The organism is Candidatus Methylomirabilota bacterium, assembly GCA_028870115.1.
Classification (GTDB): Bacteria; Methylomirabilota; Methylomirabilia; order Methylomirabilales; family Methylomirabilaceae; genus Methylomirabilis.
In genome coordinates this window covers 1-23,615 of sequence record JAGWQH010000073.1, presented here as the reverse complement: position 1 = coordinate 23,615, position 23,615 = coordinate 1, and the positions used below count along the sequence as shown (strand labels likewise).

General features: G+C 58.7%; 15 protein-coding genes. 1 reads left to right on the top strand and 14 read right to left on the bottom strand.

Annotation, left to right across the window (positions count from 1 at the left end; translation table 11 throughout):
- Nucleotides 1-7 precede the first annotated feature (7 nt).
- From KGL31_08165 to selB, 14 genes are all read right to left on the bottom strand, one after another.
- The gene (locus tag KGL31_08165) at nt 8-1,837 is read right to left on the bottom strand and encodes a PQQ-dependent dehydrogenase, methanol/ethanol family (GenBank protein MDE2321873.1); all 1,830 of its coding nucleotides are present in this window, start codon (nt 1,835-1,837) and stop codon (nt 8-10) included.
- A gap of 234 nt (nt 1,838-2,071) precedes the next feature.
- Nucleotides 2,072-4,255 (bottom strand): hypothetical protein, encoded by a 2,184-nt coding sequence (locus KGL31_08160; GenBank protein ID MDE2321872.1) that lies wholly within the window; start codon nt 4,253-4,255, stop codon nt 2,072-2,074.
- A 163-nt stretch (nt 4,256-4,418) separates the two neighbouring features.
- Nucleotides 4,419-5,654 carry a hypothetical protein gene (locus KGL31_08155; GenBank protein MDE2321871.1) on the bottom strand — a complete coding sequence of 412 codons (1,236 nt, stop codon included), beginning with the start codon at nt 5,652-5,654 and terminating at the stop codon, nt 4,419-4,421.
- Between the two features lie 13 nt (nt 5,655-5,667).
- The gene (locus KGL31_08150; protein ID MDE2321870.1) at nt 5,668-6,195 is read right to left on the bottom strand and encodes an energy transducer TonB; all 528 of its coding nucleotides are present in this window, start codon (nt 6,193-6,195) and stop codon (nt 5,668-5,670) included.
- 538 nt (nt 6,196-6,733) lie between these two features.
- Nucleotides 6,734-8,968: a TonB-dependent receptor gene (locus KGL31_08145; GenBank protein MDE2321869.1), complete on the bottom strand. Its 2,235-nt coding sequence runs from the start codon at nt 8,966-8,968 to the stop codon at nt 6,734-6,736.
- Between the two features lie 22 nt (nt 8,969-8,990).
- Nucleotides 8,991-11,165 carry a TonB-dependent receptor gene (locus tag KGL31_08140; protein ID MDE2321868.1) on the bottom strand — a complete coding sequence of 725 codons (2,175 nt, stop codon included), beginning with the start codon at nt 11,163-11,165 and terminating at the stop codon, nt 8,991-8,993.
- A gap of 62 nt (nt 11,166-11,227) precedes the next feature.
- The gene (locus KGL31_08135) at nt 11,228-12,559 is read right to left on the bottom strand and encodes a hypothetical protein (GenBank protein MDE2321867.1); all 1,332 of its coding nucleotides are present in this window, start codon (nt 12,557-12,559) and stop codon (nt 11,228-11,230) included.
- Nucleotides 12,532-13,686: an ATP-grasp domain-containing protein gene (locus KGL31_08130; protein MDE2321866.1), complete on the bottom strand. Its 1,155-nt coding sequence runs from the start codon at nt 13,684-13,686 to the stop codon at nt 12,532-12,534. Before KGL31_08130 ends, KGL31_08135 begins: the two co-directional genes overlap by 28 nt.
- A gap of 124 nt (nt 13,687-13,810) precedes the next feature.
- A complete protein-coding gene (locus KGL31_08125; protein ID MDE2321865.1) occupies nt 13,811-15,190 on the bottom strand; it encodes an NAD(P)(+) transhydrogenase (Re/Si-specific) subunit beta in 1,380 nt (459 codons plus the stop codon).
- Complete coding sequence (locus KGL31_08120) at nt 15,187-15,483, bottom strand: NAD(P) transhydrogenase subunit alpha (GenBank protein ID MDE2321864.1); 297 nt, start codon at nt 15,481-15,483, stop codon at nt 15,187-15,189. The genes KGL31_08125 and KGL31_08120 overlap by 4 nt, the downstream gene beginning before the upstream one ends.
- Nucleotides 15,473-16,624 (bottom strand): Re/Si-specific NAD(P)(+) transhydrogenase subunit alpha, encoded by a 1,152-nt coding sequence (locus KGL31_08115; GenBank protein MDE2321863.1) that lies wholly within the window; start codon nt 16,622-16,624, stop codon nt 15,473-15,475. Before KGL31_08115 ends, KGL31_08120 begins: the two co-directional genes overlap by 11 nt.
- A 311-nt stretch (nt 16,625-16,935) precedes the next feature.
- The gene (locus KGL31_08110; GenBank protein ID MDE2321862.1) at nt 16,936-18,258 is read right to left on the bottom strand and encodes a UDP-glucose/GDP-mannose dehydrogenase family protein; all 1,323 of its coding nucleotides are present in this window, start codon (nt 18,256-18,258) and stop codon (nt 16,936-16,938) included.
- Between the two features lie 424 nt (nt 18,259-18,682).
- On the bottom strand, nt 18,683-18,889 hold the full coding sequence (gene tatA, locus KGL31_08105) for a twin-arginine translocase TatA/TatE family subunit (GenBank protein ID MDE2321861.1): 207 nt from the start codon (nt 18,887-18,889) through the stop codon (nt 18,683-18,685).
- A gap of 23 nt (nt 18,890-18,912) precedes the next feature.
- On the bottom strand, nt 18,913-20,823 hold the full coding sequence (gene selB / locus KGL31_08100) for a selenocysteine-specific translation elongation factor (protein ID MDE2321860.1): 1,911 nt from the start codon (nt 20,821-20,823) through the stop codon (nt 18,913-18,915).
- Nucleotides 20,824-21,031: 208 nt separating this feature from the next.
- Here selB and KGL31_08095 point away from each other — a divergent pair, with 208 nt between their 5' ends.
- The gene (locus KGL31_08095; GenBank protein ID MDE2321859.1) at nt 21,032-23,326 is read left to right on the top strand and encodes an N-6 DNA methylase; all 2,295 of its coding nucleotides are present in this window, start codon (nt 21,032-21,034) and stop codon (nt 23,324-23,326) included.
- The last annotated feature ends 289 nt before the right edge of the window (nt 23,327-23,615 follow it).

The following is a 23,615-nucleotide window of genomic DNA, read 5'->3' as shown; positions in this document are numbered from 1 at the left end:
ATACTGTTTAGAGACCAAAAACGTAAAGCGTCCCGCCCCTGCTTGAGGCCTTAGGCAAGCCGGACAGGTAGGCGGCATTCACCCCGCCCAACGCAGCGGTCGGGTCGTCCGGCGGAAGATCGAGCGATACGGTGGCGCCGAACCACCCGCCGATCCCGGAGTACACAGCGACATACTGCTTACCGTCAGGCCCCTTGAAGGTCATCGGATTGCCGATGATCCCGGAACCGACCTTATGCTTCCACAGGAGCTTGCCATCTCTGGCATCAACCGCCTTGAACCAGCCGTCCATCGTGCCGTAGAAGACGACGTTCGTGGAGGTCGCGAGAGGTCCGCTCCATGGGGGTTGCTGCTCTTTGATATCCCATACCTTTTTCCCTTTGACGGCATCCCAGGCAATGACATCACCCCACCAGTTGTCCTTGCCCTCGTGGCCGTTAAACATCAGGACGTTGGCGCCCACATACGGAGCCCCTGCCGTATACTGAACCAGAACCCCCTCATAGTTCATGCACATATTGTTGACGGAGGCATAGAAGAGGTTCGTCACCGGGGAATAGGCAACAGGCACCTGGTTCTTACCACCCATCGCGCAGGGGCAGATATTCTTGGTGTCTACACCCTGTTTGGTTAATTTGTCGGGGTTGACGATCGGCCGTCCCGTCTTCAGGTCGATCCCCTTCGCCCAGTTGACATAAACGAACGGCTCGGCCGAGAGGAGTGTGCCGTTGGTGCGGTCAAGGGTGTAGACAAAGCCGTTCCTGTCGAAGTGAGTGAGCACCTTGTGCTTCTTGCCGCCGATCGTCTGCTCGGTCAGGACGGACTCATTGATCCCATCGTAGTCCCAGTTGTCCCACGGGGTCATCTGGTAGGCCCACTTGGCCATCCCGGTATCAGGATTGCGAGCCCAGATGGTCATCGACCACTTGTTGTCGCCGCCTTTCCGCGGGGCAGGATTCCAGGTCCCCGGGTTGCCGGTGCTGTAGTAGAGAAGATTCAACTCGGGATCGTACGACCAGTAACCCCAGGTGGTGCCACCGCCCTTCTTCCACTGCTCACCGGGCCAGCTCTTCGTTCCCTCGCCAAATCGTCCGTAATGCGGGTTGGCAGCGTTGAAGTCGGATGCAAGCAGGAGCTCATCATCGGGCCCCATGCTGCGGGCCTTCCAGACCTGCTTGCCGTCTTTGATACTGTAGGCCGCGATCCAGCCGCGAACCCCGAATTCGCCCCCGGCAACGCCGACGATATAGTTGTCGTGAATTACCATGCCGGCACCGGTATTGGTCTCACCCTTGGAAGGGTCGGCATTCCGAGTCTTCCAGATCTCCTTACCGGTCTTCGCATCGAGCGCAATGACGATGCCGTCGAGCGTCTGGTAAAGGATCTTGCCGTCCGCATAATTCAGGCCCCGATGAACCAGGTCGCAGCAGGCGACCGGAACCGCACGCGGATCGTGTTTGGCTGTGTACTTCCACTTGATTGGGGCCCCCTCCTTGGACAGGTCAAGCGCGAAGATATTATGCGAATTACCCGAAGAATAGGAGCTGTGGACATACATTGTGTCGCCGACAACCAGCGGACCTCCCTCTTGGCCGTTTAAGGTCCCCAGCGAGAATGACCAGGCAACTTTCAGGTTTTTTACGTTATCGGATGTAATCTGGTTCAGTCCGCTGTAGCGGGTCGCCGCATAATTCTTGCCCTGCTGCGCCCATTGGCCATCGTCTTTTTGCAACTTCACCAACTCGTCGTTGGCCGAGGCCATGGGCGCCGTCACGACAAGGCCCCCAACCAGGATCAGCAGACCCCCGATCAGTGACGTGCATCGTTTCACACTCATTGAATGCCTCCCTCTTCATTCGGTCCTGTTACTTCCCAGGAACTCTCTTTCAGAAAACCATCTCGCCCTTTTCTCAACTACGACTATTACCTCTACTTCACCTACGCCGGCTTTCAGGCATTGCAATCCACACACTCATTCGAGCAAGATGCAAAACTGTCTGTCACCCCTCCTTTCTTTTACCAAGTTACTTCGCGATTGGGCAGATCGATCAACGCCCTGTAATACGACACCTCACCGGATGAAGGAAAAAACACTGATGATGCCGTGCGACCCGTCCTGCAGATACGCGACCAGACCCTTTTCTTTGACAGCCGATAGTACAATCAGATCCTTTCTACCGGCGCCATTCAGATCAGCCACGGCAACGTCACGCACCTTCCCCTCAAGAGGGACCGTCTCCCACCCCCGCGCAAAGGTTCCGTCCTGACGGTCAAACGCCACGACTTGACTGGGAGGAAGGGACGACTCAACCCGAAACATTCCCACCTTTTTCGGATTCGTAAAGGTGAGAAGCTCTGTCCTGGCGTTACCCCACAGGGGCGACGCCTCGACCAGGACGCGCCGCGGCAGGATCTGCTGAACTGCGTACTCTTCAGGCGTGATCGCAATCCCCGACTTAAGCCCGTATTTCGCCTGAAGAGCCCGGTACGTGGGAATGTGGGAAAAGGCGAGGTGATCGACGTCCCCCAGATCCTCTTTGGCTTCCCAGGATGGCTTGCCCTCGCTCCCGTACGTCTTGACCCGCTGCTCGCTGATGACAGCAACCTCTGAAATCTGATCGCCAACGGCCTTGATCGGCGCAAATTCATAGAGATTCTTCACCTGGACCGGAAGGGTGAGGGGCCGCCCTTCAATGTACCGCCCGCCTTCCCAAGTCAGCCGGACGATCGGCCCTTCAAACGCGGTGAGTTCCCCCATCCGCTGACCGACCAGGATGGGCGTCTCAATGCCTGGACCAGTGACCACGCGAAGGAAATAGCCCAGATTATCGGCGATCCGGACGAGCTGGCCGCCTTGAAGCTCCAGGATAAAGGAATGAAGATCGTTCCGAGCCCCAGACAGGGCCGTCACAACAATCTGGGCATGGTCGGAGCCGTTAATCGTACCGACGTCAATGTGTAGGTGACGAATAAACCGGGGACTGCTCACCCTGGCAATTGGCGCCAGTCGCTGATTCTGCCACCGATAGACAATCACCTCGGAAGAGGTCATCCCAACGATCTCAGGCCGCTGATCCCCATCCAGATCTCCCACCGCCAGCGCGAGCAGCGGATCGGACAGCTCGAACGTGACGGACTCGCGTGAACCTTTATCGCCAGAACGCACCGCTTCGTTCTCACCCGCAGTCAGGAACGAAGGCGTCTCCGGCTCTCGCAACGCTCCCTGGGCACCAGGGCTCTTACGGGATGATACGATCTCTGAATGGGGGCCTTTCGGTTGCTCAGCGGTCCTCGAAGGCTCGGAGAGTTGACGCTCGGCATGGACGAAAGAAGGCCGTGACGCTCCCGAGGCTGCCTGCCCTGAACCAGACCGGAGGGTCGGCCTTGCCGGAGGTGAGGGGGCGGCTATAACCATCGGTCCACGTTCCGCCACCTCGACGCTCGCGACGGTCAACGGCGCGCCGGTGAAAACCGACATAACCTGCAGATTCAGAAACAGTCCCTGGAGACCGGGGGTGAGTTTGCCCAGAACGAGGAGCTGAACATGGGTCTTCTCCGCTAACAGCTTCAGCGTCGAAAGATCGCTGAATGATTCCACCCGCGAAGCATGCTCCCCCCCAAGGGCCGCCCTGAGAAGAGGATCCTCGATTACCATAAAGTGGCCGGTCTTGGCCAGCGCAATGGCCAGATCTTTTGTAACCGATTGGACATTCGCTTCCTTCACACCACCGGCATCGATAAGGGGAAGGGCAACCAATAGACGGTCTGAACTGACCCGGACCAGATCCTTGGCCCTAATGGTAGCTCCCTCCTCCCTGGAGACAATGGTAGCCTCCGAGAATCTCTCTTTCACTTCAACAACTCTGAGGACACCCAGCCTTTTATCTCGCCTCCCCAGCACCTCGCCGGTCACCGGGTGTTTGACCTCATCGCCTTCCCGGTAGACCTGCAATTCCATCCCCTGATACACCTGCTTGGCCCCCAGGTCGATCAGGACCCGGTCCCTTTCGACCCCGGTAACCGACCCGTGAACGGCCGGGAAGGCTTCGGTGAGCTTCGCGGCGGCCTCCTCAGCGGCTTGACCAAAGGCCGGCTCCAGAGCGTGAGCTTGAGGGGCAATGAGCGAGAGAGAGAAGGTGGCAGCAAGCGAAAGAAAGACCGGCCCGCGCCAGCCGCAGGAAGAGACAGCTCTTCCCGTTTTCCTGTTCGTTGCCAAATGGGTGGAAACCTTCATGCCCTTGAACGCGATCGGCACCAACTCGATTGCATCTAGGAGAGACCGTGCACGTCTCTTACGCCCCGGGAAGCCACACTATTCAGTCAGAGACGCCGTTTGACGCGGTGGAGATATAGCGCACTCGCGCGAGACCTGTCAAGCACTTTTTCTCTCAGAACGCGCCGTATTGAGAGGCTGAGTATTACGGAATCTTAGGTATCAGAAGGCGCGGCGGGCTGTCCGCTCGCTCTTCGCGTAGCAGCTCCTTACTTACAACCTTCCCTCCTGCAAAGCGAAAACGGACACGCGCCCTGCCGGTGTAATCAGTATCCTCTTCCTGCATCACCTTTTCACCAGTCTCATTGTAAGAGACCCAGACGTCCGATCGACCGTCCCCATTGGTGTCGTACTCTTCTCTGGCAAGACGGCCGTTCTCAAAGATGCGAATCAGGTCGTATCGCCCCTCGTATTTGGTATCAACCTCTTGCCGTTGAATAGCTCCTTCCCGAAGGTAGGTCACAACATCCATTTTCCCCTGCCGTCTGGTATCCTGTTGCCGCTTAACCGGCTTGTCGTTCTCGTACCAGTCGATCAGGTTTACGCGGCCAACTCCCTGCGTGTCCTCTTCTCGCCGGGAAAGCGCGCCCGCCTGGAAGAAATAAGTAACATTCGGCCGACCTTGGCCCAACGTATCCTCCTCCTGCTTGATGATCTGTCCGTTCTCATAGTAGGCCCAGACGTCAGGCCGTCCGGATCCCTTTCGAGCGGCCTCACGCCGGATCAGGCGCTCGTCCTTGTCGTAATACGACCAGCGGTCGATCCGCCCCGATCCGTTGGTATCCTCCTCGCGCCGCAAGAGCTTTCCCTCCTGGTAGTAGGAGAAGAGCGTTGGTCGACCGACCCCCTTTTTGTCCTCCTCATCCCGGATGAGCGCGCCGGCAGCATCATAATACGACCAGAGCGTGATCTTCCCATCACGTTTCAACGATTCCTCGGTCCGGACGACCTTCCCTTTTTCGTAAAAGATAAACCGATCGGCCCGGCCGTCGAAATCCAGGTCCTGCTCCGCCCTGATTGCGACTCCCTGCTGGTACGTAATCCAGACATCGGACTTGCCATCGCCGTTGGTGTCTTTCTCCGCCCTCTCTACCTGACGATCCGGAGACAGGTGATACCAGGCATCGGGCTTACCATCCTTATTCGTGTCCACGGCCTGGAGGATCGGGCGGCCATTCTGATAGGTAACCCATGTATCAATCCGCCCGGAACCGGCGCTATCGACCTCCTCCCGGATGACCTGCCCCTTTTCGTCATAGAAAGATCTGCTTGCCGGTTCGGCGCCTGTTGCAGGAGGAGCGGACGAGATGAGTAAGAAAAGAGCGAAAGGAAGGGACGCACATTTGGAGAGAGATTTCCAGGTTTGCAAAGGAGCCGTCACACCCTATCCCATATCAATTGAGCGCGAACTTCACGGGAAGCAGCACCCAGCTTTCCACCGACTTTCCAGCTTTTTTGGCAGGAAAAAACGCCCACTCCTTGACGGAGTCCACCGCTGCCCGGTCCAGGATCTCATACCCGGAGGATCGATCGACAGCAAGCCGCTCCACGCGACCATCCGCCCGAACCAGGACTCGCAGGAAGACCGTTCCTTCGTACCCTTTTTCTCGCGCCAAAAGAGGGTACTTGGGAAGCGGATTGATTCCATAGTTCGGGGCCGAGAACCGTCCTCCAGCCGTCCCACTTCCTGTCCAACCAGTTCCTCCGCCTGCCCCGCCATGAGGGGAACCAACAGTCACTGAAGGTGTCAGCGGCGCAGCCAACGCGGCGTCAAGCCGACCCGCTCCACCCCGACCGGCTGAGCCGGAGCCGACTTCGCCATCCCCGCCGGCACCAAGCGGAACCGGCCTCGCCGGCAGGCCACCTGCTGCAAAGACGCCCGGAGGGCTACCGCCCACTGCGTGTGAGCCATCGGCAGACATGCCGACCGCCTTTGGCTCGGCAACTCGCTCATCCACAGCTGGTGACTTGACCGATTCAACCGTCTGAGCCGCTGAAGACGGCACGGGTGCAGGAGGCGGAGACGCAACGCGAGGTTGGGCCTTCGCTTTCACGCTGATAGGCGGGGTTCCCTGCCTTGGCGCCGACTGTTGACCGGCTGGGGCGCGGACAAGGTGTCCCGACCCAACGGATGATTCAGAGCTTGCGCTTTCAATGAGAGTTACAACAAGAGGCCGCGGAGCTGATGGGGCCCTGGGAAGCCCAAAGCTGATAATCATCCAGGCCAGGATCAGATGGAACCCGGTAGAGCTGAGGAGAAATCGGCCCAACGGAATCGATCTGGCCTGCGATCCAACCAGCAACGACATGGCAGGATGAACGACATCGGGAGCCTGGCCGACCTCGGTATGGCCTCCTTGATGTCCAAGTGCGAAGGTATCCTTTGGAGCCATACAATAATTATAGCGGATACGCCCAAAGCAAGAGAAGAGTTTTTTCCTTACATCTGCCTCAGTGATCTTAGAATCGGTAACTGGCGCCGACCAGGACATTGATGGGCGGAGCCGGGTTCAGGAAGCGCTCGATTGGCTCTCCGACAGCCTTCGCGTTGGGAGCGAAGGTCCCAAACGTCTCATAGCGGTTGTTGGTCAGATTGTTGATCTTCACGAATCCCGCGAAGCGCCGCCAGTGGAGATCGAGGCCGGCGTTCAAGACTACATAGTCGTCGAGCTTCGGCTGGGTGTTTGACTCGTCGCCTCGGAGGAACTGGTCGCCGACGTAGCTCAGGTCAAGCGAAAGGGTCAGCCATCGGTACAAATGGTAGCGGAGCCCAGCATTCACCCGATGGTTTGGGGTCATGGGGATGTCATTCCCCGCGTCCACCTGCTGAGGAATACCTGGCGTCCGTGGCGAGGCGAGTTGGATGGTATTCCGAAATATCGCCCGGGTGAGTGCATAGTTCACGTACGGTTCCAGAACATTTCGAAAGATCCCGCGCAGACCGAATTCGATTCCTTGCCGTCTGGTGTTGCCGACGTTCTGGAAAAAGACCGTGAGCTTGGCTGGATCAGTTACCGAAAAGATGTCATCCCTGACGTCGGTCCGGTAGAGCGCAAGGCTCCCCTCCAACCAAGGCAGGGGGCGCGCTCGGAAGCCCACTTCGTAGTTGTTGGCCCGGACGGGACTGAGCTTGAAGAAACCGGTATCCGGGGCCACTCCCGCCTGCAAACCGACGCAAGGAGAGTCGGGTTGAGCGCAGGTCAACTCCAGGAATGCCGGCACTCGAAACCCTTGTGAATATGAGAAATAGAGCCCGTAGCTATCCGAAAGATTGTAGTTGATACCAGCCCTGGGGAGGACCCGACTAAACGAGGCTCTCCCCGAGGCCTTGCCCGGCTCTTCAGGACTTGAATCGGTGATATTGTGCCGCACATAGTCGGCTCGCAGCGCCCCAGTGAAGAACAGATTGTCACTGGACAGCAACAGACCGCGGCCCAGTTCGGCGGTATCCTGGATATAGGCCGCAACCGTATCCTGCTTATCGGAGAGGACGGAGGTAAGCGCCTTCTCCGGACATGCGTTATTCGGATCTTGCCCTGCGGCGAGCGCCCCCGCTTGACATTGCTGACGAGATTGATCGTTCTGCTCCTGGAACACCCGGATATCGACGTCGTGACGCGCACCCTCAGCCCCAAAGGTCAGGGTATTTTTACGCCCCCAGAAACGCCCCTCATGCGCCAGTTGAACCGTCCCACCGCCTGAGCGCGTGTCGTTAAACAAGCGGGTGTTTTCGCTGAGAAGACTCACGTTGAACTGCTCGGTGTCGAGCTTTCTGACGAACCCGTTGAGGGCAAGAGAGAAGCCCCCTCCGAGCCGCTGGTGGATGTTGAGAATACCCATGTGGAGATTTGGATTAAAGAAATCTCCCGCTGTAAAGTTCTGCGTTCGATCCATCTTCAGGATGCTCTCGGGCAATGTCCCGGACTGCGAAATCCTGTTGTTCTGAAACTGGTAGGAGAGGGTGATGTCGGTGCCGCCCTGACGGAATCCGAGCTTCCCGAAACCTTTCGAGAGGCGGCCGTCGGACTGATCCCTCCAGCCATCCTCATTGAACTGGCTGCCGGAAAAATAGTAGTCGATTGGCCCGGCGGTTCCGCTGATGCGCCCCTCAGCCTTTCGGCGCCCGAAGCTGCCGCCCGACATCTCGGGCACAATCTCCCGTTCCTCACCACCGCGTCGCGTGATAATGTTTATGGACCCAGCCAGGCTGTTCCTGCCGAAGACCGCCATCGGGCCGCGAATCAGCTCGACCCGTTCAATGTCGTCAAGCGGAAGCAGATCGAAATTGATCTCCTCGACGGCCGGTTCGTTTACCCGAACCCCGTCAATGAAGACGCTGATTCCCTGCGGGACGCCGGTCACCGAGGTCCCGGTAAAGCCTCGTAAGGAGAGATCAAACTGGATGGAGTTACCCTGTTGGTCGTTCAGATGCACCCCTGGAAGCTGCTGCATCACGTCCTGGAGAGTGAGCACTTGCGATCGCTCAATCTCGTCGCCCGTAATGACCTGGACGCTGGCAGGAATTTCCGCCAGTGGAAGCGGAACCTCGGCAAGGCGGGTCGGCGCGGTAACCACGATCTCCGGAAGCGGGACAATCTCAGGCTCTGCCTCCGCACCCTGAGCTTGCGCCTCGGCGGGGCTGAGAACGAGCCAGATCCCGAACACCGCCGCAGCACGAAGCCGATGCCATGGCATAGGGTGATCACACACCCTTACTTCAGAACCGAACCCTGACACCGCCGTGGACCAGCACGGGGGCGCCGATGGTGACGACGCCATCGGCCGTCTTGCCGGCCTCATACGTCCTGTCGAAGAGGTTTTCCACCGCCAGGAAAATTTCTCCCGCGGACAGCTTGGGGAGAGGGATCGGCCGCCAGAGCATGAGGTCCACCACAAAGTAGTCGCCGAGCTTCAGCGAATTGAGGTCATCCTCGAATTGGTCCCCGACAAATCGCCCCTGGACGTAAAAGTTGATGAGGGCCGGGTTGGTATAGCCCAGTTTCAAGGTAAACTGATGCCTCGGCACCTGGGCGATCCTTTTCCCCTCCAACTCCGGCTGGGTTGGAGCGCTTACGACTTGAGTGTTGTTATAGAGATAACTGCCTGAGAAGGTCCAACGCAGAAACGGACGATACTCCAACTCGGCCTCGATCCCTCTGATCCGCGTTCTGTCCAGGTTTTGCCGCTGGCGGCAGACGCCGCCGGCCGGGACAAAGCCGCAAGGATCTACGGTCGCCCCTTGACCGATTCCCTTGGTGACGTTGACGATCGGGTCCTTCACCTCGTTCCAAAAAGCGGTCAGCCGACTCAGAAGGTTACTCATAATGGCATAGTCCATCCCGACCTCTCCACCGATCAACCGTTCCGGATTCAGATCTGCGTTGGCTTCAGTAATGTCGTTCCGGACCCTGAATGGCCGAAAGAGTTCATTGATGGTCGGCGCTCGAAACCCCTTGTAAAACGAGCTTCTCAGTGAGAGTTGATCGGTAGCATGGTAGAGAAGAGCCACCTTGGGGCTAAAGGCGAACTCATCCCGATTGTCGAACTGGTTATCCCTGGTGATCGCCCCCGTCTGTTTATTCCTCTCAACACGAGCGGCATTGAAACTTTGCCAGGAGTCGAATCGGCCGGCAATCGTCACCTGCCATCCAGGTGCGGGGGTGAAAATATCCTGAAGGTAGGCGCCCGTTAAGAGCTGTTCTCCTCCCGCCTTCCGCCGTCGGGTGAAGTCACCCAGGGTCTGGCTGAATGTGAAGTCTTCGTTTGTTTCGCCCTCGATCCATCTCAGATCGGTACCGGCCGTCAGCAGATGAAACTGAAAGATCTGTTTCGACCACTGCAGGTTTGCCCCTGCATCGGCTGAGGGGACATCGAACTGATTGAGCGCCGGGGTTTCCGAGTTCCGATCGGGAGCCGCAGAGGTGAACGTACTGTTAAACGTCTGCAGGTGAGAGAAGGTTGTGAGCTGCCAGTCGCTGCCGTCGGCGGTTTTTAGCCGGCCTCCGGTCGCCACATAGCCCGTCTCAGTCTCATTATTCTGAAGCGGGGTCCCGTTGCCGCGATCCTCTCGAAAAAAGCTACCGGCGAGAAAGAGCGAGGAAGCCAGGGAAGGGGTGTACTCTACCCGGCCGTTAAAGGTCTTGTCGCTGGAGTTGGCATTGACATCTATCTTTCCACGTTGATCCTTTCGGACGATCTTATAACCATCAGTATCAAAGAACCGGCCTTCGAGAGAGACACCCCATGGGCCGGTCACGTGGCTTGCCAACAGGTTGGCATCTACAGTGTCCCGATTTCCGAGATCAAGCTTGGCTTGAGCGACCCGCGCCTCCGGCCGCCTGGTGATGATGTTGATGACGCCACCCATCGCGTAGTTGCCGTAGACGCCGGAGCCGCCGCCACGCGTCACCTCAATGCGCTCAATACTCTCCAGCGGCACGTTGCTCCAGTAGACCCACCCGCCGAACGGATCGTTGAGCGGGACCCCGTCCAACAGCACCAGCGTCCGACTTACCCCGCTAGGTCCGATCCCGCGAAGGGAGACCCCCTGTGTCGTCGGATGGGTGACCAGGCTGCTGCTGCGCCGGAACAGACTGAACCCCGGGACCTGTCGCAGCAGATCATCCACCGTTCTGGCCGGTGATTGTTCGATATCTTCCCGTGTGATGACCGTCACATTGGCCGGGACGTCCCGTAGTCGCTGTTCGACTCGACTGGCGGAGACCACAACCGGTTCCAGGCGAACCGTCTCCTCTGGTCCACTTGCCGCCGGCGAGTCGGCATCGGCTCCCCACGCCACTGGGGACAGCGGTATGAGGGCGCCGAGGGCGACAAGCCCCGCTACAGCGATGATCATTGAATACGACCTGGACTTTGCCTTCGCTGCCAGCACGATGCGTTCCCTCATCCCCGTTACGTGGTACGCCTCCCTATGTGTCAAGTGAGCGTATCGCCTTATCTCATGAATTGCTCTTCAACGGATCGCTTCTTAAACAGCCAGGTTCGCTCACCTTTGTCGACCAAAATCGCATTCGGAATCGGCTCCCCGAAGTTGTGGGCCATGGAAAAGGTGTAGGCTCCGGCGTTGAACACCGCGAGCAGATCACCTGGCCTCATCACCCCGCTAACCAGCAAAAGCGGAACGGGCTCCGACGGGACACACAGGAAATCACCGACGTGATACAGGGTTCGCCCCGATGACACTTGACACGCCGTAACGACATATTCAGCGTTTTCGCGAGGCGGTAAGATATTTCGGCCCGCATCCACCAGTGTCCAGCGTCTGTGAGCTGTTTGCTTACATGCCAGTACGCTCGTCAGGCATGCGGCAGCGTCGTTGACCAGATACCGTCCGGGCTCAACGATTACCTGTCGTTCGCCAGGCAGGCCGCGAAGCGGATCCAGCATCTCGCGAATGAAATGTTGGAATGTCTGTCCCTGAGCCTCCATGAGATAGCGACTGCCAAATCCGCCCCCGAAATCGAGAACGGGGATCCGGATCCCCAGGTCGGCCTCCAGCCGCCGAAGAAACTTCACCACTGCGGCCACGCAGGCCCGATGCGCATCGGGCCTGTATTGCCTGGTATAGCTGTGGCAATGCACCGCCCGAAGAGAGAGGGAACGCGATGCGACGATTCTTCGCACCGCGCCTGCCGCCTCGCCGCCGGGCACGTCAAAGCCAAACTTTGATCCAGGAGGGGTGAATGGTCCACGGTGGCGCCGTGACAGGAGAGGGTTGATCCTGATGCCCACCTCAATCGTCTTCCCAAGTCGTCGGCCCAGGCTCTGGAGAAACGCGATCTCTGACAGCGACTCGACATTGATGAGCGACACGCCATCGGTGACAGCGCGCTCCAGGAATTCCGATCGCTTGGCCGGACCGTTCACGACGACCTGAGCCGGGGAAAAGCCGATCCGCCTGGCCAGCAGGTACTCATATTCCGACATGACCTCGACATTCAACCCGCCCTTCTGGAGAAGTGATACGACTCCCGCCAGATAGCATGCCTTCAGGGCGAAGTGGATGCGGACCGGCCAAGCGGACGTATTGGCAGCGGCTGTCACCTCCGCAATGTTATCGCGCAAGCGCGCTGCCGAATAGACCAGGAGCGGCGTGCCGAGCGGTTTCACAAGCTCCCGGCATGAAAGGTTTTCGATCCACACCTCTCCGCCCTCCACGTGAAACGGGCCGTCCTGAGTGAGAAGGCGGCGCGTAGCCGATGACGCAAAAAGACGTATATCGCGGGTCACATTTTTTGTCATATCAACGTCGTAGCCTGCAGGCATGTCCGTTCCACCTCGGCGGCGGTGCGCGCGAGCCGATTATAGCACTCCAACCGGCTTTGTCCGCGTGAGAAGAGCGTGCAGACCGGCTTCCCCTGTCCGATCTGTTCCCCGTCAAGCGGCAGATCTCGAGCGCCCCGATCGAACCACCACCGTGGATCATGGAAGACCAGCGTCTGAACAGCGAAGGAAATAGCTTTACCCAAGTAGCCCGCGCCGGGATGGGCCAGGAGGTCAAAGTCGGGGAGTTTGCCCTGGCAGGCGTCGAGATGTGTCTTAAAGATATTCAGGCTATAGGCCCATTCGACCAGCTCCATCGAGGCGGTGTAGCGGGGATTGACCTCAATCGGATAGACGGTCTTGCCCTTCAGGATGAAATCAATCCCGTTGACGCCCACAAGATGAAACTCTCGGGTGATGGCGCGAACAATCAGTCGTATGCTCTCCACGAGGTCGCCCCATTCGGCCTGCCCTGCCCCGATGGGTCCGAGAATACTCCCGCAGTAGCGAAAGCCGTCCGCTCCGAACTCATTTCTGCCAATAAGCTGTTCGGAGATACCCAACAGACATGCATCCCTGCCATTCGCAGCGAACACCGCGCCGCATGGCAGGCCGTCCAGGTACTCTTGCAGAAAACAATCAACCCCAAGGTGACTTCCGGGTAGGTAAGGAGCGATCCCGTGCCCACCTCCGCTTCGCAGCGGTTTGCATAGCCAGATGGTGTCGGAATCGAAATTGAGAGGCTTAGAGTCAAAGGCGATCTCAGGCGCAGGGATGCCGGCTTGCGCAAGGAACCCGAAGAATCGAGCAGGGTGTCTCACCGGCGCCAGGACGGCGGGGCTGTTACCCAGGATCGGCTTCCCGCTCGCCACCGCCTCGATCACTGATGGATGGTTTTCCAGATTCGCAACATAGACAAGGGCATCAAATGACAGTCCTGAGGATGCCGTGATCAGATGGCGGGTGTCATACGGAAGGTTCAAGTCCCTCTTGATCGAACGATGCGGGCACAGCAGCCCCAGATCGAAATCTCCGAAATAGTCGATCGCAACGATCCGATGCTCCAGTCCGCTCCGAACCGCTGACTCCGCCAGGCCGCGCGCGCTGACTCCTGCGATCAGGATATCCACCGATTCCTCTTTCTGCTGAGGCGGGAGCATACAACAGCAGATTATGTGGAGTACGGGTACTGTCTCATCCCGGGAGGGGTATGCGCGCAGGATCCGGTCATCTGCTGCGAAGGTTTCTTACGCCCTAACTCTTCAGCGCCTGCACCATCTTTGTGAGCGTCTGCTTCGCATCACCGAATACCATCATGGTATTGGGCAGCCCGAAGAGCTCATTGTCGATGCCTGCAAAGCCCGCACTCATGCTACGCTTGAGCACGATGACCGTACGCGCCTCCTCCACATTGAGGACCGGCATACCGTAGATCGGACTTGACGGGTTGGTCTTCGCGGCAGGATTAACGACGTCGTTCGCGCCGATGACAATCACCGCATCCGTCTTGGAAAACTCGTCATTGATATCTTCAAGATCGAAGATCTGGTCATACGGAACGTTGGCCTCGGCCAGGAGAACATTCATATGGCCCGGCATGCGGCCCGCAACCGGGTGGATCGCGTATTTCACCGTGGTACCGTCCGAGTCCAGCAGGTCGGCTAACTCCCGCAAAGCGTGCTGGGCCTGGGATACCGCCATTCCGTAGCCCGGAACGACGATGACCCGTTGCGCGTTTCGCAGGACGGTCACCGCATCGTCGATCGTCCCCTCATTGACACTCCCGACGGCAGACGTCGCGGCCCCAGGAGTCGTCTCAGCCACCGAGCCGAAGGCCCCGAAGAGCACATTCGCGAAAGAACGGTTCATGGCCTTGCTCATCATAATCGATAGGATGAAGCCCGAGGCTCCATCAAGAGAGCCGGCAATAATCAAGATGTTGTTCGACAGGACGAATCCTGTGGCCGACGCAGCCAGGCCGGCATACGAGTTGAGCAGGCAGATGACAACCGGCATATCCGCCCCACCGATGGGAAGCACCATGAGCACGCCAATCAGGAAGGCCAGCCCCAGCATGATGTAGAATAAAACTGGATACGCCGGAGTAAACAGCCACGCAATGTACAGCGCCAGCACGATCCCAAAGAGGGAGAGATTTGATTGATTCTGAAACTTATATGTCACTGGAACCTGGGTGACCCACCCGGACAGCTTCCCGAAGGCCATCAGACTACCCGTAAAGGTCAAAGCCCCGAAGATGACCTCAAACCCGACAGGCACAGTATGGATGAGTTCCATCTCTGCGCCATGGCGATAATATTCGGATACCCCGACAAACGCAGCGGCCAATCCTCCGAATGCGTGGGAGAGCGCAATCCGCTCGGGCATCGCCGTCATCGGCATGAAAATCGCCATGGCGCCCCCGATCGCCGATCCGATGATCATCCCGATGATAATCCATTCGTAACTGACGATATCCCGGTGAACAAGCGTCCCCACGATGGCCAGAAACATCCCCGCTGCGGCGAAGAGATTGCCTCGCCGGGCTGTTTCCGGAGAGCCCAGGGCCTTCAACCCCAGAATAAACAGCGCGGATGCGATGAAGTATGTAAGCTGTATCAGCGCGGCGCTCACGACTTCTTCCCTTCCTTCTTCTTGAACATCTTCAGCATCCGATCCGTAATCATGAATCCGCCGACCACATTAATCGTGGCAGCGGTAACCGCGATGAATCCCAGAGCCGTGCTCACCGGATTGTAATGGGCTCCAGCCGCCACCAGCGAGCCGACCAGCGAAATACCGGAGATCGCGTTCGTCGCAGACATCAGGGGCGTGTGAAGCAGCGGCGGGACCTTTGAGATGACCTGCAATCCAAGAAACGCGGCCAGCATGAAGATGTAGAGGCCAAACAGGATCTCAGTTTGCATGGGGTTCCCCTTTCCGGGACAGTAGTTCCTTGACCTTCGGGTGCACAATCTCTCCCCCCAGAGTAATCACACATCCTTGGGTGATCTCGTCCTGGAGATTGAGCTTCAGCCCGCCGTCGCCCATCAGGTGCAGAAGGAGCTTCTCCATATTACGCGAGTACATCTGGCTCGCGTGGACCGCCAAGCGGCTCGGAAGATTCAAGCGGCCGATGATCGTCACCCCATGGTTCACCACTTCATTGCCGGGCTCGGTCAGGGCACAGTTGCCCCCCTGCTCCGCCGCAAGATCCACGATCACCGACCCAGGCCTCATGGCCTGGACCATCTCTTCTGTGATCAGGATCGGAGCGCGCTGGCCTGGGACAAGCGCTGTCGTGATGCAGACATCAGATTTGGCGATGTGCCGGTGTATAAGCTCGGTCTGTCGCCGTTTGTATTCTTCAGAGAGCTCCTTTGCGTACCCGCTGGCTGTCTGAGCATCTTCGGCTATGTCCACCTCAACGAACCGCGCCCCCAGACTTTCTACCTGCTGCCTTACCACCTTTCGTGTATCGAACGCCTCCACCGCGGCGCCGAGCCGCTTTGCGGTGGCGATGGCCTGCAGGCCGGCGACGCCGGCGCCCAGGATCAGCACCTTTGCCGGCGCAATCGTACCCGCTGCGGTCATCAGCATCGGAAAGAATTTCGGAAGCGCATACGCAGACATGATCACCGCATAGTAACCCGCGATCGTCGCCTGTGAGCTGAGGACGTCCATCATCTGGGCCAGCGTAGTCCGAGGGATGCTGTCTACCGCAATTGCGGTGATCTTACGGCCGGCAAGGGTTTGAACGAGGTCCGGATTGACCAGCGGATACAGAAAGCTGATGATCGTCGTGCCTTCGCGAATCTTCAGTAATTCCGCCGGGGTAGGGCGCTGAACCTTGATGATCACATCGGTGGCGGCAAGCAGCGCTTCCGCCGAGGGCTCTATTACGGCGCCGGCCTCCTCATACTCCCCATCCCGGAAGCACGATCCTTCACCGGCGCCGGACTCGACGCACACCTCGATCCCTTTCTTGACCAATCGCTTGACCGTTTCCGGGACGATCGCGATGCGCTTTTCTCCAACCTCGATCTCCTTCAGGACTGCGACCCTCATCTATCGGCTCTCTCGAATATAGTTAGATTGCCGGCTTTCACTCGATCTCACCCCAACCATAGTCATGACTCTCCGGGACCCCCGGACGTAACAGACGCAATGGACTCGATAGATATTTTCTAGGCAAGAGACAGCTAGTAAACAAACAGCTTGGGTCTGACGCGCTTTCGCATCACCCGTGGCGGCACAGTGTACTAAAACGCAACACCCAAGGTCAAGCACAAAAAATTTCGTAGGATCTCACAAGATCGCACACAAAATCCCAAAAGGAGCAGTCCGAGCGCAGTTCTCAACCCCATGACATTTTTGAGTTACCGTCCGATCCCGCAATACGTGAACCCCAACATACGCACGCGCTCCGGTTCATAGACATTGCGCAGGTCCACTAAGACCGGGCGGCGCATCAGCTTCTTGACCTTCTCCAGATTGAGATTGCGAAACTGATTCCATTCGGTCGCCAACACCAGCACATCCGCCCCCTCCGCCGCGCTGTACGCGTCTATCCGATAATCTACCGCTGGTAAGATACGTCGCGCCTGCTCCATCGCGGCGGGATCGTAGGCCTGCACCAGAGCTCCCAGCCGCTGTAGTTCGCCTATAATAGCGAGGGAAGGCGCCTGCCTGACGTCATCTGTATTCGGTTTGAAAGCCAAGCCGAGTACCCCTACAGTGATTCCCTCCAGAGAGCCGGGATCTGGAGAGGCCCCCAAGGCGCTGATTATCTTCTGCGCCATCCGAAGCTTCTGTTGCTCGTTCACCTCAATGACGGTCTCAACCAAGTGGGTGCGGCATCCATGTTCCCTCGCAACATTGACAAGCGCCCACGTGTCTTTCGGGAGGCAGGAACCACCAAACCCTGGGCCCGGATGAAGGAACTTTGGACCAATCCGCTGATCGAGCCCCATCGCCTTGGCGACAACGTGAATGTCTACCCCAAGTACCTCACAAAGGTTTGCCATCTCATTCATAAAGGTAATTTTTGTGGCTAAGAAACTGTTCGAGGCGTACTTGATCAGTTCGGCAGTCTCGATCGTCGTAATCACGAAAGGAACCTCGATGAGATACAGGGGCCGATATAGGTCCTGGAGGATGGCAACGGCCTGCGGACTATCTGCCCCAATGACGACTCGGTTGGGTCGCAAGAAGTCCTCAATAGCCGATCCTTCGCGCAGGAATTCAGGGTTGGAGGCGATATCGAATACTCCCTGCGATCCGGTTCCATTCTCTTCGTGGATAATGCTCTGGATTCTCCGTCCGGTCCCTACCGGGACAGTGCTCTTGGTCACGATCACTTTATACCCGTTCAGGTTCCTCGCCACGGTTCGGGCGACTTCTTCGACATAGCGGAGGTCTGCGGAACCGTCCTCCTTTGAGGGGGTTCCCACGGCGATAAAGACGACCAGCGACTCTCTCACAGCACGCGCCGTGTCGGTCGTAAACTGAATACGACCTTGCTGCAGATTTCTGCGTAGCATTTCGCCCAACTGCGGCTCATAAATAAGGACCTCTCCTTTGGCCAACTGAGCGATGCGCTCCTCATCCGTGTCCACGCCAGTCACATGCAAACCAAACTCCGCAAAGCACACCCCGGTGACAAGACCCACATACCCGGTTCCGACAATGGCGATATTCATCGGATGACTCCCCTCCCCGTCGACTCAGTCTGCCTGGACCTTCAGTTATCGAGTGAAGTTTTGAGCAACAGCCCATGAGGCGCTGCCGCGAGAGATCGCCAAGATATCCCACGGCAATATCCCGCTGCTATTAGAGATCACTCGCATCCTTAACGCCCATCACAGAATGGCAGGAGGCAAGCGGGTGGCCACCAAGTATTCGATCGAACGAAACACGCAACAACGAGCGAGGGAGCAAGTAGGCAATATAGGACGCAGCGGGCGGGGCCACCAGCAGAATAACTTCAGGAGGTGATCGGCGTCGTGGAGCCGCTGAGCACGCAAGTGAAAGCATGACGGTCAGTAGCTTCTTGACGGGCCGTACAGGCGCTGGAGCAAGCCTGCGAGACTGAGGCAAGGCGCAATCGGCTTCGCGTACAGCGCGTTACGCCTTTCCCTCATCGGATCGCTTTTTCTCGCCTTTCTCTTTCTTCGGCGTCACATCGATGGCATCCTTTCCTGCCAACGAATCCTTGAAGCCTCGAATTGCCTTGCCCAGGCCGCTGCCGAGCTCCGGTAACCGGTTGACGCCGAAGATGAGCAGCACAATGACCAGAATCACCAGCAGTTCTTGAATCCCCAACCCAAACATGCGCCTTCCTCCTTTGCGGCCTCCTACACGTAGAGGACCCGCTCATCATTATGCCGACGGGTCAACCTGGCACTGTCGAAATGCTCCAGAAAGGGGATAGCGAACTTCCGACTTACCCCCAGGAGCTCCTTGAACTGCTGGACCGTAATGGCAGCATGGAGCGTAAAGTGATTGAGGAGCATCTCTTTCGCGCGGCGGTAATGGTCGTGGTGAAGATAGAGATTATCTTTGATTTTTACGACTGTCGCCTCATCGGCAAGGCGACGAAAGATTGTGATCCCGGTTTTGCTGTCCGCGCCGGCCTGGGTAAGCGCCGACTCCAAGTCCGGCGGCTGAAGGCCTGCCTTCTGGTAGATCGCGGCCAATCGGTCTTTGATGGCCTGCTCCGAAGCTGAAAGAGTAGGACGGTGCAAAAAATGCCGCACCTTCTCCCGGTCGATGGCGATTCGCTGCGTCTCCACGAGACCCTGCAACAGGCGAGCGAACAGGACCGGCCCAACGTGACGCAGCTTGGATCGTAACTCTTCCTTCGGCAGCCCATCCTTGAGGGGTTCTTGCCTGTGGAACTCCTCCAGACGGGAAAGGATCTCCGCCGCCAGGCGATCATAGCTCAGCCGGTGAACGTATCCGAGATCACCTTTTGCGCCCAACGCTACAGCCACGTCGCCCTCTACGAGGCACGTGATCTCTCGCCGCAGCGTGGTCTCATCCAGGCCGGCTGAGACCCTGAGCGTATCCAACGTCATCGGCACCGAACCGGCTTGCAGCAGCAGGCGCTCGATCTGCTGACCCGATGTGCCGGCCTGCAGGACCTTGAGGTGTTCGAGCAACGATGCCTTGGCCCGCCGCCGCACGGGAGGGTTCGGGTCGAGGATGCTCCCACCGCCGATCGTCAGGGCAGGCGAGTAGCTTCGGACCACGTACCGGTCGCCGGCCAATCCCGTAGCCATTTCCTCCAGTCGCACGTGGGCGAACGTCTCTTCGCCAGGATTCAGTTCCTCACGATCCAGCAGTACGACACGGGACAGGATCTCGCTCGTTCCCAAGTGGAACCGGACCCTCGTCCGGTTCCGCAAGGCACGGGGGGCGTCCTTCAGCAGGGCTAACGACACGTCGAAGGCCATACTCGGCGTGAGCGTACCAGGAAACGCCAAGAGATTGCCTCGGTCAAGTTGATCCACATCGAGACCGGGCAGGTTAACGGCGATCCGCTGCCCGGCCCAGGCCTGTTCCACCGTTTGGCCATGGACCTGGAGCCGCCGGACTCGCGAACGCAGCCCTGCAGGCAGGACGACCACCTCGTTGCCGACCCGCACGGTCCCGGACCAGAGGGTGCCGGTCACCACCGTGCCAAATCCCTTGATGGTAAAGACCCGGTCGATCGGCAGACGGAAGATCCCGTCATGGCGCTTCGGCTCGATCGCGTCGGCCGCATCGTGCAACACCGCCCGCAACTGCGGGAGCCCTTGCCCGGTAACAGCGGACACCGCCACAACCGGCGCGTCCTCAAGAAAGGTCCCGACCAGGAACCGTTTCAGATCGGCCTGCACCATCTCCAGCCAATCCGGCTCGACGAGATCGGCCTTCGTCAGCGCCACCACGCCCCGCTTGACCTGAAGTAGTTCGCAGATATGGAGGTGCTCCCGCGTCTGCGGCATCACCCCCTCGTCGGCGCCGATGACCAGCACCACCAGATCGATCCCGCCGACGCCGGCGAGCATCGTCTTGACGAACCGTTCATGTCCCGGGACGTCTACGATCCCGAGCTGGAGGTCATCGGACAAAGCCAGGTTGGCAAAACCCAGCTCGATGGAGATCCCCCGCTCCTTCTCCTCCTTCAACCGGTCGGTGTCGATGCCGGTCAGGGCCTTGACGAGCGCGGTCTTGCCATGATCGATGTGGCCAGCCGTTCCGATGATAACGTGCTTCGTCATCACGAGCGCCATCATAGCACATACTGGGCTTCTTGGCAGCAAGGTTCAGTTTCCGTGCTATACTGCCATAACTCTGACATATACTGACCAGCATACTCGTCGTTAGGTCTCCCGGGAACGGGCATCACACCGTGGCGGCCACCCGATCTGGCAACGGTGCCGTCCAGGGTGCTGCCGTCACTGACAGGATCGCGAATATCAGCACGGCATGAGTAACGAGACCTTCAAAGACATCGAGAAGCTCGAATCTGATCTCTGGGAGGCAGCAGACAACCTCCGCGCCAACTCCAAACTCACTTCGAGCGACTACTTCATGCCAGTGCTGGGCGTGATCTTCCTCCGCCACGCCGCCAATCGCTTCGACACGGCGCACCGCCAGATCGAGGCCGACCAGGCCAGCGGCAAGATGCCCAAACGCAAGGTGCTGCCCGCCGATTACATCGCGCGCCGCGCGCTCTACCTGCCCGAGAACACTCGCTACGACTGGATCATGCAGCAGGCAGCCGTCAGCGGGAGCGATCTGCCGAAGCTCATCACCGAGGCGATGACCGCCATTGAGGCAGAGTTCGAGCCGCTGCAGGGCGTGCTGCCGAAGGACTACGGCATCTTCGAGACCAAGGTCCTTGAAGACCTGATGCGCCTGTTCAACAGCGAGCAAATCAAGCAGGCCACCGGCGATGTCTTCGGTCGCATCTACGAGTACTTCCTCGCCAAGTTCTCCATCCAGAAGGCGCACGACAACGGCGAGTTCTTCACGCCGTCCTCGATCGTCCAGACCATCGTCAACGTCATCGAGCCGGGACACGGCATCGTCATCGACATCGCGTCCGGTTCCGCCGGCATGTTTGTCCAGTCCAGCCATTTCATCGAGCACGAGGGCGGCGATACGGCGAAAAAGGTTGTCTTCTACGGCCAGGAAAAGAACCGCGACACCATCCGCATCGCTAAAATGAACCTCGCCGTCCACGGCCTGGAAGGAAAGATCGCCGAGGCCATCACCTACTACCAGGACGAGCACAACCTCGCCGGCAAGTGCGACTTCGTCATGGCCAATCCGCCGTTCAACGTGGACCTGGTAGATGCAGAGCGCATCAAGACCGACCCACGCCTGCCTTTCGGCCTGCCGGGGGTAAACAAGCAAAAGAAGGTCAGCAACGGCAACTACCTCTGGATCTCCTACTTCTGGAGCTACCTGAACGAGAAAGGCCGCGCCGGCTTCGTCATGTCGTCCCAGGCGTCGAGCGCCGGGCACGGCGAGAAGGAGGTCCGTCGCAAGATCGTCGAGACGGGCGACGTAGACGTGATGATCTCCATCCGCTCCAACTTCTTCTACACTCGCACCGTTCCCTGTGAGCTGTGGTTCTTCGATCGCGCCAAGAGTTCTCTTCCCTCGCCCCCGTTGAGGGAGAGGGCCAGGGTGAGGGGGCCGGACACCGTCCTGATGCTCGACGCGCGCAACGTCTACCGCAAGGTCACGCGCAAGATCTACGACTTCTCGCCCGAGCAGATGCGAAACCTCTCCGCCATCGTCTGGCTCTATCGCGGTCAGCGAGAGCGGTTCCTTGGACTGGTGAAGGACTACCTCCGCCAAGTCTGCATCGAGAGTGCAGCGATTCCCCCGGTGCTTACGGCTTTCGATGCCACGCTGACCGATCTGCGCCAGCGATTCGAACCGCTCGCCAAGGCGGTGGCGAAGTACGCCGACCTCGACGTTGCGAAGAAGCAGACGCTTGCCGACGCCCTGACCGAACTGCGCGAGGCGGTCGCGCTTTACGAGGCCGACCGCGCCAAGCTGCTCGCCGCGCTCGACAGCTTCGTCTTCCGTCATTCCGGCGAAATCTGTCCCGGCACGTCGTCAGCCGGAAGCGGGAATCCAGAAACCGTTTCTGAAGTAAAGGAAAATCACTGGATTCCGGGTCAAGCCCGGAATGACGAAGAGGAGGCCAACGACGTCATTCGTGAGAACGACAAACAGCACGCCGCACGGCACGCCTTCGACCCCAATGCGGACGCGATCCGTGGCCTCGTGAAGCAGGTGGACCTGCTCTACAAGCTCACCGCTCGCGTGGCCGACCTTGGCGCCGAAATCCCCCTCGCCCCCGTAAACGGGGGAGAGGGTCGGGGTGAGGGGCTGGCCTACGACCGTCGCGCCACTGGCCGACTTGTGAAGCAACTTGACGAGGAGCGCAAGGCCGCCGTGGAACAGTTGAAGCACGCCGTCTACTTCCACCGGCAGGTCGCGTGGCTGCAGGACCGCTTCCCCAAGGCTGAACTGGAGGCTGTGCCCGGCTTGGTCAAGCTCGTGGACCGCAAGGAGATCGAGGCCGCGGACTGGAGTCTCACGCCAGGCCGCTATGTCGGCGTCGCCCCGCCAGAGGAGGACGAGGATTTCGACTTCGAGCAGACCCTGCGCGACATCCACACCGAACTGGCAGACCTCAACAAGGAGGCGGTGGAACTGGCGGCGAAGATTCAGGTGAACTTCGAGGAGTTGGGGGCATGACCCCACAACCCGTCATTCCGGCCCCTCTTCGCGTCATTCCGGCGAAAGCCGGAATCCAGTGACCGACAGTGCATGAAGCAGCCAGCGGTGTATATCCTCGCGAGTCGTCAGAATGGAACCCTGTACACTGGGGTTACGTCATCCCTAGCCCATCTTCCGCAGTTTGAGAGTGAGACGCTAATAACGTCAAACAGTTACAGCCCTGATTCGGCCGTTTTCTGCACTACATTGTCAATGATCTTGGGCCGGTTGGGCAGCAAGATGTTCATCCGCTGGAGCAGCACCCTCA

Bases quoted from the DNA above. Each gene is read 5' to 3' on its own strand.
- KGL31_08120 (MDE2321864.1), bottom strand. From the start codon at position 15,483: ATGCAAACTGAGATCCTGTTTGGCCTCTACATCTTCATGCTGGCCGCG.
- KGL31_08145 (MDE2321869.1), bottom strand. From the start codon at position 8,968: ATGCCATGGCATCGGCTTCGTGCTGCGGCGGTGTTCGGGATCTGGCTC.
- tatA (MDE2321861.1), bottom strand. From the start codon at position 18,889: ATGTTTGGGTTGGGGATTCAAGAACTGCTGGTGATTCTGGTCATTGTG.
- KGL31_08115 (MDE2321863.1), bottom strand. From the start codon at position 16,624: ATGAGGGTCGCAGTCCTGAAGGAGATCGAGGTTGGAGAAAAGCGCATC.
- KGL31_08150 (MDE2321870.1), bottom strand. From the start codon at position 6,195: ATGTCTGCCGATGGCTCACACGCAGTGGGCGGTAGCCCTCCGGGCGTC.
- KGL31_08135 (MDE2321867.1), bottom strand. From the start codon at position 12,559: ATGCCTGCAGGCTACGACGTTGATATGACAAAAAATGTGACCCGCGAT.
- KGL31_08095 (MDE2321859.1), top strand. From the start codon at position 21,032: ATGAGTAACGAGACCTTCAAAGACATCGAGAAGCTCGAATCTGATCTC.
- KGL31_08110 (MDE2321862.1), bottom strand. From the start codon at position 18,258: ATGAATATCGCCATTGTCGGAACCGGGTATGTGGGTCTTGTCACCGGG.
- selB (MDE2321860.1), bottom strand. From the start codon at position 20,823: ATGACGAAGCACGTTATCATCGGAACGGCTGGCCACATCGATCATGGC.
- KGL31_08165 (MDE2321873.1), bottom strand. From the start codon at position 1,837: ATGAGTGTGAAACGATGCACGTCACTGATCGGGGGTCTGCTGATCCTG.